The organism is Aneurinibacillus sp. REN35, assembly GCF_041379945.2.
In the GTDB taxonomy this organism is placed as follows: Bacteria; Bacillota; Bacilli; order Aneurinibacillales; family Aneurinibacillaceae; genus Aneurinibacillus.
In genome coordinates this window covers 78,453-91,589 of the sequence record NZ_JBFTXJ020000016.1, presented here as the reverse complement: position 1 = coordinate 91,589, position 13,137 = coordinate 78,453, and the positions used below count along the sequence as shown (strand labels likewise).

Below are 13,137 nucleotides of genomic sequence, written 5' to 3'. Positions count from 1 at the left end.
AACATCAGCCTTCCAAGCTGAATACGTGGGTTCGATTCCCATCACCCGCTCCATTATATATTTATAATACGAAGATGCTTACATATATAGTAAGGTCTTTTTTTTATGTCTGCACCTCTACCGCTCTATAGGTACGAAGTCATGCGGCTAGCTGCTTTAATCCCCGCAGTTATTACAGTGAAAGCAGTCAAGCCACACGCTTCGCAGAATCGCATTACAAATATCTAGCCTTATTTTTTCAAAAGCCCTTTCTTCTCAAGAAATTCTTGTGCTATTTTTGCTGCATCCTCATCTTTATAATCCACTCGATAGTTCATTTCCATCATCTCTTCTTCTGTAATCATTCCGGCAAGTGTATTTAATATTTGCTTTAACTCTGGATGCCTCTCCAGCGTCTCATTTCGTATCAGGGGTGCACCATTATATGGTGGGAAAAGCTTTTTATCGTCTTTTAATGCTTTTAGCTTGTATTCAATCATATATCCGTCTGTAGAATATGCATCAATAATGTTAACATCACCTGAACCGATTGCTTTAGCTCGAAGCCCTGCATCCATCGTTTGGATTGTAGGGAGAGTAAGGCCGTACACCTTTTGTATTCCTTTATAGCCGTCTTCCCGGTCTTTGAACTCAAAAGTAAAACCTGCCTTTAATTTGTCAGTATGATTCTTAAGATCCGAGATGCTTTGTAAGTTTAGCCGTTTGGCGAAATCTTCTTTGACGGCTAATGCATACGTGTTGCTGAATTTCATGGGCTCTAAATAGGTTAGATTTTGCTTAGCGAGTAGTTCTTGTGCCTGTTTATATACCGCTTCAGGATTGTTACTGACGGGCTTTTGCTTCATGAGTGTAACGACGGCTGTACCCGTATATTCGGGATAGGCATCAATGTCGCCTTTTTTAATCGCACTATAAAGAAAATCGGTACCACCAAGATTAGGCTTTAACTCAACCGTTAAATCTGTTTGCTCTTCAATAAGTATTTTGTACATGTTAATTAGAATATTTGGCTCTGAACCTAGTTTAGCACCGAGCACAATGTCAGCTCGCCCGCCTTGCATAATAAAAGGGGAGGCGATGAGAAGAACAAATACAACCATAACGCCGATAATCGGCTTAAAAGAAGACGACATGGAACGTTTCTCTGTAAAACGAAGCAGCACGTCGAACAAGATTGCAAGCAAAGCTGCAGGGATTGCTCCAAGCAGAATATATCCGTTATCCGCTCGTTGGATACCGGTTAGAATCAAATCACCCAGACCACCTGCTCCAATTAGTGCCGCCAGTGTAGCCGTTCCTACAATGAGCACCATAGCGGTACGAATCCCGGCCATAATGGTTGGCATGGCCAAAGGAAGCTCTACTTTTGTAAGGCGTCGGCGCGAATTCATTCCCATGCCTGTTGCCGCTTCAATTAATGCCGGATCAACGCCGCTAATGCCTGTATATGTATTGCGCAGAATCGGAAGTAGTGCATAAGCTGTTAAGGCAATGATAGCCGGAGTTGGGCCAATCCCAATCAGCGGAATCATAAAGCCGAGCAGGGCAAGACTCGGAATCGTCTGCAGTACGGCAGTAACGCCGATAATCGGCTCGGCAATCCGCTTTTTACGTGTAAGGTAGATGCCGAGCGGCAGGGCGATGATTACTGCAAACAGAAGGGAGACGACGGAGAGCTGCAGGTGCCGCCAAATCGTTGTCAGCAGGATATCCTGATTTTTGGCTAGTAAGTCGAAAAAGTTCTGCATTACAGGCTATTCATCTCCTTTCTGTGCTTTTTGGCGAGATGATGCACAATACTGCGATACGAAAGTACACCGACTACATTCTCCCCTTTTATAACGGGCAACGCTTCTACCTCATATTGCTCGAATAAAGGAAGGGCTTTGGAAAGGTTTATATCGTTATGTAGCATAGGGGTTCTCTCCTGCACGATGCGCCCATCAATGACTCGTCCCGCAAGAGACCCATTTTCCTGCACAATATATAATGGATGAACAGCAGGACGCTCCCCTGCTTCCCAGGCCTGTATTGACAGGAGGTGGGGGCTTTCTGGCTCGCTGATAACATCAACCGCAGTCAGCCATTCCGATTTCCGATTGCCTATAAATTCACGAACAAAGTCATCTGCTGGATGGAGAATCATATTTTGCGGCGTATCGATTTGTACTGCTTCCCCATCTTTCATTAAGCAGACCCGATCGCCAAGTGCCATGGCTTCATCCATATCATGCGTGACAAACACAATGGTCTTCTTGATTTTTTGTTGTAGGTTTCGTATATCCTGCTGCAGTTGCTCACGGCTTAACGGGTCCAATGCGCTAAACGGCTCATCCATTAGGATGACTTCGGGGTCCGCCGCGAGTGCTCGTACGACTCCAATCCGCTGCTGCTGTCCGCCTGATAATTCGGCAGGCTTGCGGTTACGGTATGTACTAGGGTCAAGTCCTACCATATCAAGCAGATTATCGATGCGTTCATTGATTTTCTTTTTCTTCCACTTCTTCATTTCGGGAACAATGGCGATATTCTCAGCAATGGTCATATGCGGAAATAAAGCGATCTGTTGCAGAACATATCCGATATTCCAGCGAAGTTCCTGTACATCAAACGTATGTATTTCGCGGTCGTGCATAAGAATTCTACCTTCTGTTGGCTCAATCAGTCGATTAATCATCTTCATCGTTGTTGTCTTTCCACAGCCGCTTGGCCCGATCAGTACGAAGAATTCCCCTTCCTGGATGGTAAAATCTAATGAACGAATGGCTTGTGTACCGTCCTCATACTGTTTTGAAACGGAAGAGAACGTGATCATGGTCAAAACCTCCTTCTGCCTAATCTAATTCTATAAAGAGTATGATCGTATCATGATCTAGGTATGACCTATATATATACCTCCTGCACGCGTAATTAAAACGAAATATGCAGAAGATACGGTTAGCTTTTGTGTTCTGCTGCATAACCATTCATGATCCTGTTGAGTTGAGTCATTTGCTTTTTACAGGATAAAATGGATAGACAAAGAGAAAGAGAGGGCTTACATATATGAATCCTTCCATTAATCAAAATATTTCTATTATAGGTGTTCCGATGGATTTAGGGGCGGATCGTCGTGGGGTAGATATGGGGCCAAGTGCCATTCGCTATGCCGGGATTGCAGAGCGCTTAGAGAAAATCGGATACAGGATGCATGATAAAGGTGATCTGGTTGTACGCCGACCAAAAGATTATACGAGTGCCGGCACCCACTTAAAATACTTGGATGAAATCGCACGAGTTAATGTAGAGTTAAGCGAAGCAATATCGACAGAGATGAGCAAGGGTCACTTCCCGCTTGTGATTGGAGGAGACCACAGTATTGCCATTGGTACGATTGCAGGCGTGCTGCAGCACCGCCCAAAGACAGGTGTTATCTGGTATGACGCGCATGGTGATATGAATACGGCAGAGACCTCACCGTCTGGTAACATCCACGGCATGTCCCTTGCTGTAAGCTTGGGGTATGGTCATGATGCTCTTACATCAATCGGAAGCCCGGTAAGTAAGCTGGACCCAGAAAAAACGGTAGTAATCGGGGCGCGTGCGTTAGATCCGGGGGAGAAGGAGTTCATTAAAAAGCTGGGGATTAAAGTATTCACTATGCATGAGATCGACCGCTTGGGTATGGCTCGTGTGATGGAGGAAGCGCTTAAAATTACGACCAACGGTACAGACGGTGTTCATCTAAGCCTTGACTTAGACGGGCTAGATCCTCATGATTGCCCAGGGGTAGGAACGCCTGTCATTGGAGGCATCAGCTACCGTGAAAGTCATCTGGCGATGGAGATTTTAGCCGAAGCGAATGTATTGAGCAGTGCTGAATTTGTTGAAGTGAACCCTATTCTTGACCGAATGAATCAAACAGCGCGTGTTGCCGTAGCGTTAATGGGTTCCGTCTTTGGTGAAAAGCTAATATAATAAGTGAGTAGAACCTATAGAGGAAACGGGAATGCTAAAAAAGCATTCTCGTCTTTTTGTTTTTTTTTGAAACCCATCATATGCAGAAGACGTATATAGCATACGGGGAAACTGATTTAGGATGTGGAGCAATTGGACATAACCGAGCAACGGATTATCCAGAGGGCAAAGAACGGAGACCGGGATGCTTTTGCCGAACTGGTCGATTTGTACAAAGATAAGGTATACCATGTTTCCTACCGCATGTTAGGAAATCGGCAGGAAGCAGAAGATGTTGCACAGGAAACATTCCTGCGCGTATATGCGAACCTGGACAACTATGATCCACAGTACAAGTTCTCCACCTGGATATACCGTATCGCTTCGAATCTAAGTATTGATACTCTAAGAAAACGAAAGAAAAATCTCTCCATCGACGCAGAAATTTCCGGAGCCGAAGGGGTGGATTGGCACGACCGGCTTGCCGATACAAGTAAAGGTCCGGAGGAAGAAGTGCTAACGGATGAATTGCAGGAAGAGGTGCAGGGAGCCATCATGGGATTGAGCCCGAAGTACCGGGCCGTCATGTTGCTGCGCTATATTGAAGACTTGAGCCTGCAGGAAATCAGTGATGCTGTCCAACTCCCCATCTCAACCATCAAAACAAGAATTCACCGAGGCAGGGAAGCGCTGCGCAAGAAACTTCGGTTTATGTAATAGAAAGGAAGGAGAGATTCATTATGGCTTGCCAAGATCATGTGCGTCTTATGCATCACTATCTGGATGAAGAAGCAACAAAAGAAGAAGAGATGCAACTCCGCGCTCATATCGCTACCTGCCAGGATTGTAAGAGACATCTTCAAGAAATAAAGAAGACAATTGCCTTTGTGCAAAGTCTCTCCCATACGAAAGCACCGGAAGGCTTTACCGAGCGTGTCATGGCGTCGCTTCCAAAAAAGAAAAACAAGGTAAGCTTCTTTGATCGTATTAAGCGTCATCCCTTGCTTGTGGCCGCTTCCTTGTTCGTTGTGCTTATGGCGGGGAGCATGATGTCATTTTGGACAGAAGGACAAGGACGATTTGAATTCTCAGCGCCGCAGTCACAGAGCGTTCGGGTTGATGAAGATCGTCATATGGTGATCGTTCCTACCGGAAAAACAGTAGAAGGCGATATTGTCGTACGCAATGGCAACATTCAGATAGACGGAGAAGTAAAAGGAAACGTTGTCGCCATTGATGGTGAGATATATGCAGCCTCTACCGCTCATATCACGGGTGAAGTGCAAGAAATTCACGAAGCGGTCGAATGGGTTTGGTATAATTTAAAAAAGGTTTTCAACTCGATTGTAAACAGCTAGAATAAAAAACGGAGGAAGGGCACGGAATACCGTGTCTTTTTTGCGTGAGCATAAGAAACAATATATACTAGGAAAAGAGAACGCTGGGAAACAAGGGTGCGACTGACCGTTGCCCGATTAGTGCCTCCCGCTTTAAGGAGGAAAGTGAATGGAGGATTTCACCGAAAATTTTCTTGGCTATATCCTTAATGGAATTGATATTTTAATCGTAACTTACATTATTTATAAACTCATTCTTCTGCTGCGTGGAACGCGAGCGCTTCAGTTGTTTAAAGGGATTATTGTCGTGGTCGTCTTAATGCTGGCCAGTACCTTCTTGCATCTGAGTACGCTCAAATGGCTGATGGACAAGGCGCTGTCCTATGGTGTCTTTGCGATTCTGGTCATTTTTCAGCCGGAGCTGCGGCGCGCGCTTGAGCAAATTGGACGCGGTCGGCTATTCTCCCGCAGCTCAACTCCAGAAGAAAAGGTAATGAGTGATGCGATTGAATCTGTTGTCAAATCTGTCTTCTATATGGCCAAGCGTAGAATCGGCGCATTAATTGTAATTGAGCGGGAGACAGGGCTCTCTGACTATATCGAGACAGGGATTTCCCTTACTGCCCGTAGCAGTACAGAGCTGCTTATTAACATTTTTATTCCAAACACACCATTGCATGATGGTGCCGTTATTATGCGCAAGGATATGGTTATGGCGGCGGGCTGCTATCTTCCGCTCTCCGAAAATCCGACCATCTCTAAAGAATTGGGAACGCGTCACCGTGCGGCTATTGGGTTAAGTGAAGTGTCGGACGGTATTGCCATTGTGGTCTCTGAAGAAACAGGCCAGGTTTCCATCGCCATGAATGGTGAGATTACACGCGATTACGATGCGGAGAAGCTGACACAATTCCTTCAGGAGAAGCTTATGATGCAAGGAAGGACGCAGTCTCCGATCTGGCAGCGGAAGGTGAAGAATGATGGATAAGTGGCTCAATAACAATACGTTTGTCAAAGTCACATCGTTCCTAATCGCAGTGATGCTGTGGATGGTGGTTAACAACGACCCGGCTACATACAGTCCAGGAGTAGGGCAGGCGCAGGTTTCAACACGTGTAACACAGGCCGACCTGAAGGTACGCTATGATGCGCGCAAATATCTAGTACAGGCTCCTTCTACTGTACAGGTCGAGATTAGAGGCAGCAAAGATCTGCTTGCCATGTCGTCACTGCTCTCATCGGATAGTCTTGACGTGTATGTAGACCTGCGTAATTACGGCAGTGGAAAACATGAGGTACCTGTACAGTATGAGGGTATTCCGCGAGGTTTGGAAGTAACTGTACAGCCGCGGCAGGTATCTGTGATTATCGAGGAGATTAAGAAATTAGAGCGAACTGTTCAGGTCGATCTGGTGGGTAAGACACAGGCGAAAGGCAAGGTTGGCGAACCGATTGTAAATCCAAAGACTGTTACTGTTACCGTGCCGGAAAGTCAGGCCGATAATGTGGCCTTTGTCCGGGCATTTGTCAGTGTGGAGGGTGCCGAAGAATCGATCAGCACGAAAGTTCCGCTGCGTGTGCTTGACCGTCGAGGACAGCCGGTAGAAGCAGCTAAGATCTCACCTGCTGTCGTGGATGTCGAGGTACCGCTGACGTCCCTTCCGGCTAAAACCGTGCCGCTGCGAGTCAGTACAAAAGGTGCGCCGGCGGATGGGTATCGGATTGATACTGTAACTTCTAACCCGAAGGAAGTCACGGTATACGGATCGCAAGAGGTGCTTGATACGATCTCGTCTGTAACGCTTCCTGCGGTTGATGTAAATGACCTAAGTGAATCGAAGACTGTTCCTGTGAAGATTCCGCTTCCGGATAAAGCAGAGAAAGTAAGCGCGATGGAAGCGAACGTTACTGTGAATGTGGTCAAAGGAGATGAAGTCGCTACAGAGACGGGAGCAGCAGGCCCGGGAGATTCGCAAGACGACCAATCCGAACAGCCGGTTAGTGTCCGTGATTCGGTAGATCTTCCAATACGAATTCAAGGGCTTGCGGAGAATCAGACATCAGAGTTTATTAGACCAGTATCCGGCCGCATTCAACTGCAGTTGCAGGGAACAAAGGAAGCGATGGAGCGAATCGACAAAGGCAAGCTCAGCGCGTCCGTAACAATGGACGATAAGCCGCCGGGACAGTATACTACGCCTATACAAGTAAGCAATCTTCCACCGGGTATCAAAATAACGAATGAACAAAATCTACAAGCAACAGTTTTAATAAAAGAGCAAGCTGACAATCAACATGCTAACTCGTGAGAGGAGAGGGAAAGTAATGGGTAAATATTTTGGAACTGATGGAGTACGGGGAGTCGCAAATACAGAATTAACGCCTGAGCTTGCATATAAATTAGGGCGCTTTGGGGGATATGTTGTTACGCGCGGCAGCAAGAATGAAAAGCCAAAGGTCGTAGTCGGCCGTGATACACGCATTTCCGGACCGATGCTGGAGCGTGCTATGATCGCCGGGCTGCAATCCATCGGAGCGGAGGTCGTTCGCTTGGGTGTCATCTCTACTCCAGGCGTTGCGTATCTGACACGTGCGCTTGAAGCAGACGCGGGTGTTATGATCTCCGCTTCTCATAATCCGGTTCAGGATAATGGTATCAAATTCTTCGGCGGTGACGGATTCAAGCTGCTTGATGAGAAGGAAGCTGAAATCGAAGCGCTGCTTGACGCTGATAAAGATGAGCTGCCGCGCCCGATCGGTGGAGATATCGGTACGGTGCTGAATTATAAAGAAGGAGCACAGAAATACCTGCAATACCTCAAAAGTACAGTAAAAAACCGATTTGATGATATAAAAATTGTTGTTGATTGCGCAAACGGTGCTGCATCCGCATTGGCCGCTCAGCTTTTTGCTGATATGGAAGCCGATGTAATTACACTCGCCTGCAACCCGGACGGGTTAAATATTAACGAGAACTGCGGTTCTACTCATCCGGAAGCCTTACAGAAAGCTGTTATTGAGAATGGAGCAGCCCTGGGGCTTGCATTCGACGGGGATGCTGATCGCCTGATTGCTGTAGATGAGGAAGGCCGCCTGGTAGATGGCGACTTTATCATGGCAATCTGTGGTATCTCGTGGAGAGAGCAGGGTAAGCTGAAGAAGGATACCGTGGTCTCTACCGTAATGAGCAATATTGGATTTTATAAAGGCTTGGAAGAAGCAGGCATCGAAACTCGTCAGACAAAGGTTGGCGATCGCTATGTGATGGAAGAGATGCTCAAAGGCGGATATAATCTCGGTGGTGAGCAATCCGGCCACATTATCTTCCTCGATTATAATACGACAGGGGATGGCCTGTTAACAGCACTGCAGCTGCTAGATGTAGTTGTAGCATCAGGAGGTAAATCTTTGTCCGAACTTGCTTCCTCTGCCATGACGCAATTCCCGCAGATTCTTGTGAATGTGCGTGTCGCTGACAAATCGAAGCTTACTGGCAACACGGCGGTTGCAGCCGCGATTGAAGATGTGGAAGCCAAGTTAGGCTCCAATGGCCGCGTGCTTGTTCGTCCATCCGGCACTGAACCAATCGTGCGCGTCATGGCAGAAGGGCCAGACAAAGCCGAGTTAGAAATGTATGTAAAACAAATTGCTGATGTAGTAGAGAAAGAACTCGTATAAGGATCAGGCAAAAGGATGTGGTGCCAAGCGCCGCATCCTTTTTGTTTCTTCCTCACCCGTAAATAATTCCGAAGTTGTAAGCTTTGTAGGTGGTTTGTTTTATTTAACAAAAATGGATACGAACGATGAAAACTTACTATTGTTCAAATGTGTTTGTGTGTGGTAATGTATGCATAGTACGGGGAAGGGAGATGGGAAGTACAGGAAACGTACAGGTTGGTCTTGCATATAATGATGTCGTAAAGCGCCAGGACCATTCTTATCGGACGCCCTAAGAGAATGGTTGACGAGGTGGAGGTTTATCGATGACTTCGGCGGATGCCTCCCGGCAGTGGATCGCTGCCGCAGGGCTGTTCAACAAAACGCAAGGGAAACCTTACGGACAAAAGGACAGCGCGATCCCATACCCTGTGTTTATGAAATAAAAACCTGGGTATGTGTATAGGTGAATGTAATTGGATAGTACGAAAAGACAATGGCAGACGGGGGCGCACCCTGTCTAAATCAAAGTGTATGCTTATGAGGACATGTGTTGCCCCTGTCTTGAAAGGGGAATATAAACAAGTATGTGTGGAATCGTAGGATATATTGGAACTCAGGATACAAAGGAAATCTTGCTGCGCGGTCTCGAAAAATTAGAATATCGTGGATATGATTCTGCGGGCATCGCCGTTGTAAACGGGAATGGTGTGCGTGTTTTTAAGGAAAAGGGGCGCATTGCAGCGCTGCGTGATGTGGTAGATGCCGATACAGTCGGCAGTGTGGGAATCGGACATACGCGCTGGGCGACGCACGGTGTACCAAACCGTGTCAACGCTCACCCGCATCAAAGTAAAACATCCCGTTTTACTCTTGTGCATAACGGTGTAATCGAGAACGATGAATACTTGAAGCGAGATTTCTTATCCGATCATTCTTTCGCCAGTGATACAGATACGGAAGTTATTGTACAGCTGGTGGAGAAGTTCGTAGGAGAAGGCATGACTGTAGAAGAAGCCTTCCGTACGACGCTGAAGAACTTGAAAGGCTCGTATGCCATTGCTCTGTTGGATGAAGAAGATCCGGATGTAATTTATGTAGCGAAGAATAAAAGCCCGCTGCTTGTAGGTCTGGGCGAAGATTGCAATGTTGTCGCCAGCGATGCGATGGCTATGCTGCAGGTAACCGATACATTCGTTGAATTGATGGACGAAGAGATGGTTATCGTAAAAGAAGACAGTGTAACGATTAAAGACCTAGAAGGCAATGTAGTAACACGTGAGCCGTTCGTAGCCGAAATCGATGCGAGTGATATCGAGAAGGGAACGTATCCGCACTACATGCTTAAAGAAATTGACGAGCAGCCGTTTGTGATCCGCAACATCATCCAGCAGTATCAGAATGAAGACGGCAACTTAAAGCTTGATGAATCCATTCGTCAGGCAATGAAGGATGCGGATCGCCTCTATATTGTTGCGTGCGGCACAAGTTATCATGCCGGTCTGGTTGGAAAACAATTCATTGAGAAACTGGCACAAATACCGGTTGAGGTGCACATTGCCAGCGAATTCTCTTACAATATGCCGCTTCTCAGTAAGAAGCCGCTATTTATCTTTATCTCGCAAAGCGGGGAGACGGCGGACAGCCGTGCCGTGCTGGTGCAGGTAAAGAAGATGGGCCACAAGGCGCTGACGATCACGAATGTGCCGGGCTCTACGCTCTCTCGTGAAGCGGACTATACGCTTCCATTGTATGCAGGTCCTGAGATTGCTGTAGCGTCAACGAAAGCCTATACGGCACAGATTGCTGTACTGGCAATCCTTGCTGTAGATTCTGCTCGTGCGCAGGGCATCTCACTTGATTTTGATCCGCTAAAAGAGCTGGGTATTGTCGCAAATGCTATGGAGACGCTGTGTGACAATAAAGATGAGATGAAAAAGATTGCGGATGAATTCTTAAGCACGCACCGCAACGCGTTCTTCCTCGGCCGTGGTATTGACTTCTATGTGTGCCTTGAAGGTGCGCTGAAGCTAAAGGAAATCTCCTACATTCAAGCGGAAGGCTTTGCTGGCGGTGAGCTGAAGCATGGACCGATCGCATTAATTGAGAAGGATACACCGGTTGTTGCCCTGTCTACACAGAAGGCGCTTGACCTCAACATTCGCGGAAACGTGAAAGAGGTTGTATCACGTGGTGCGAATCCGTGCATCATCAGCATGGAAGGAATGGAGAATGCGAACGATCGCTTCACAATTCCGGCTGTGCATGAGATTCTGACGCCGCTTGTGTCAGTGATTCCGCTGCAGCTGATTTCATATTACGCTGCCTTGCATCGCGGCTGCGACGTGGATAAATAAAGTTGCGCCATTTGTAATGTTGTTATAGCAAAAAGAAGTTTTACCCAAGGCAAATTAACTGTTCCCTTGGTTAAATAAGTTGTTCCCTAAAACGAGTGAAAATCGGAGGATAGCCTCCAGTTTTCCTCGTTTTTTTGTGTCCAGAAGCGGAGAAAAAGCCAGTAAAAAGCATGAGAAAGGCATGAATAAAGGCAGGAGGAAACGTCTGATAAAGCCCGATAAATCAACGATTTCAAGATAAAAACCAGAGGAAAAGAGAGAAAAAGGGCAGGAGAAAAAGCAGGAAAAACCCTTAGCCCTGACCCATTTTTATCCCTGTTCCTACGGAACAACTTATTTTCCTAAAAAATCAGGATTCTGACAAAAAATAGGAGAAAAAAGGAGCGAACGGGGGAACAACTCATTTGCCTACAGAAAATGGGAAAATCGGAGAAAGGCAGGAATGACAAGGGTTTGAGAGAAGGGGGGAGGGAAGGTTTCTTTTTTACAACTACATAGAAGGCAGGGTTTATTTGAAATAAAATCTAAAGTGATTCTGAACTCAGTAGGGAAAAAGGGGGAAGGATGGATAATTAGACAAAAAAGTATGGTTAAGACTAAAGGAAAATCAGGTCAAATGCCTGGTCATCCTTCAGTAATTGTTGCGAATGAAATAAATAAACATAAAAATAGAGCATCGGATATGATGCTCGAACATTTATTTTTCAGTTTTTACGCTAACACTATTGCGATTGTAATTTTGTAATTTTTAATGTGCTCTTTGTTTCCTTGCTGTTATACATCTTGTCATCAGCTATCTTTATTAACTCAAACAAATCTTTACTATGGTTTGGATATATAGCCGAACCGATTGAAGCCTTTATAGGCAGGTTTATTTGATAAGCGAGGTTTTTCAGGTGCTCTTCCAGCCTTTGGAGAATAGTTTGCAAATCAGCCTCTTCATTGCAAAGACCAATAACCAAAAATTCATCACCGCCCCATCGAGCAACAATATCACTTTTTCTTGTTGAATCAACAAGTGTTTCACTAATCTTGATTAAGACCATATCGCCATTATGATGTCCGTAAGTGTCATTGATAGCTTTGAAATTATCGCAATCTATTACTAAAACATATAGTTTACTATTTGTACGTTCTGCTATAGAAGTAATCTTTTCATAAGTGTTCATCACAAACCTTCTATTGTAAATACCAGTCAGTTCATCTTTTTCTGAATAAAATCTAACTTTATCAAACTGCTTACCACCCCAATACCCAATCCAAATTAAGAGTGGATATGAATATAAATCAAGCGGTTCTACTTCTCCATCCCGAAAAAAATAGTAGAAAATATAAACTGAGTGTAATAAAAACAAGCCTAAACTTCCAAAAATCCTGCCAGTATATTTCATAGTTAGTCACCTTTTTACAGTCTAATAGTTCTATTTATATATTATCATGTGTTTATGTACAAATGTTATAGCAATATGAAGTTTCTTCTAAGATAGAAATTGGAGTATTCCTCCAGTTTCCTTGTTATTTTGATTTTTCTTTAGAAATATGGTGAATAGAGGAAAGGGAATTGATGTTAAAGTCCCTGCGAAATCTGGTAGTATAGATATAAAAGTGGGTGAGGAAAATGAAAGCTAATGATAAATTGATTAAGGAGATGGAAGCGTTCGATGATGCCTTCCCTAACGGAGTATTTGCAATTCCTCGAAATCCTAATGACCCAAGAATAAAAGTTAGGGCGTTATGGGATTATTGTAAGAAAAAGTGGATTGATATAGAATTTATAAGTGAAGAAGAGCTTAAACAATTCCTTACTAAATCAAATAACTATAAAAATACATAAAGAAACAGGAGGAATG

11 protein-coding genes are annotated in these 13,137 nt (G+C 45.1%); 8 read left to right on the top strand and 3 right to left on the bottom strand.

Annotated features, from left to right (window positions below):
• Positions 1-230 precede the first annotated feature (230 nt).
• A complete protein-coding gene (locus AB3351_RS20970) occupies positions 231-1,748 on the bottom strand; it encodes an ABC transporter permease/substrate-binding protein (protein ID WP_371149065.1) in 1,518 nt (505 codons plus the stop codon).
• Positions 1,748-2,815, bottom strand: a complete 1,068-nt coding sequence (locus AB3351_RS20965) for an ABC transporter ATP-binding protein (protein ID WP_371149064.1) — start codon at positions 2,813-2,815, stop codon at positions 1,748-1,750. Before AB3351_RS20965 ends, AB3351_RS20970 begins: the two co-directional genes overlap by 1 nt.
• Before the next feature lie 242 nt (positions 2,816-3,057).
• Here AB3351_RS20965 and rocF point away from each other — a divergent pair, with 242 nt between their 5' ends.
• The 7 genes from rocF to glmS all read left to right on the top strand — a co-directional run bounded on the left by rocF (position 3,058) and on the right by glmS (position 11,287).
• Positions 3,058-3,957, top strand: a complete 900-nt coding sequence (gene rocF, locus AB3351_RS20960; RefSeq protein ID WP_371149066.1) for an arginase — start codon at positions 3,058-3,060, stop codon at positions 3,955-3,957.
• A 132-nt stretch (positions 3,958-4,089) separates the two neighbouring features.
• Complete coding sequence (sigW, locus tag AB3351_RS20955; RefSeq protein WP_371149063.1) at positions 4,090-4,653, top strand: RNA polymerase sigma factor SigW; 564 nt, start codon at positions 4,090-4,092, stop codon at positions 4,651-4,653.
• Between the two features lie 23 nt (positions 4,654-4,676).
• Positions 4,677-5,294, top strand: a complete 618-nt coding sequence (locus AB3351_RS20950) for a zf-HC2 domain-containing protein (protein WP_371149062.1) — start codon at positions 4,677-4,679, stop codon at positions 5,292-5,294.
• 148 nt (positions 5,295-5,442) lie between these two features.
• A complete protein-coding gene (gene cdaA / locus AB3351_RS20945) occupies positions 5,443-6,261 on the top strand; it encodes a diadenylate cyclase CdaA (protein WP_371149061.1) in 819 nt (272 codons plus the stop codon).
• The gene (locus AB3351_RS20940; RefSeq protein ID WP_371149060.1) at positions 6,251-7,582 is read left to right on the top strand and encodes a CdaR family protein; all 1,332 of its coding nucleotides are present in this window, start codon (positions 6,251-6,253) and stop codon (positions 7,580-7,582) included. Before cdaA ends, AB3351_RS20940 begins: the two co-directional genes overlap by 11 nt.
• 16 nt (positions 7,583-7,598) lie before the next feature.
• Positions 7,599-8,951 (top strand): phosphoglucosamine mutase, encoded by a 1,353-nt coding sequence (gene glmM, locus AB3351_RS20935; RefSeq protein ID WP_371149059.1) that lies wholly within the window; start codon positions 7,599-7,601, stop codon positions 8,949-8,951.
• Between the two features lie 566 nt (positions 8,952-9,517).
• Positions 9,518-11,287, top strand: coding sequence for a glutamine--fructose-6-phosphate transaminase (isomerizing) (glmS, locus tag AB3351_RS20930; RefSeq protein WP_371149058.1), 1,770 nt, complete (start codon positions 9,518-9,520; stop codon positions 11,285-11,287).
• 722 nt (positions 11,288-12,009) lie between these two features.
• Here the strand turns inward: glmS and AB3351_RS20925 are convergent.
• Complete coding sequence (locus AB3351_RS20925; protein ID WP_062686431.1) at positions 12,010-12,678, bottom strand: GGDEF domain-containing protein; 669 nt, start codon at positions 12,676-12,678, stop codon at positions 12,010-12,012.
• Between the two features lie 227 nt (positions 12,679-12,905).
• On the opposite strand from AB3351_RS20925, the gene AB3351_RS20920 reads away from it, so the two are divergent.
• Complete coding sequence (locus AB3351_RS20920) at positions 12,906-13,121, top strand: hypothetical protein (protein ID WP_062686430.1); 216 nt, start codon at positions 12,906-12,908, stop codon at positions 13,119-13,121.
• Positions 13,122-13,137: the final 16 nt, after the last annotated feature.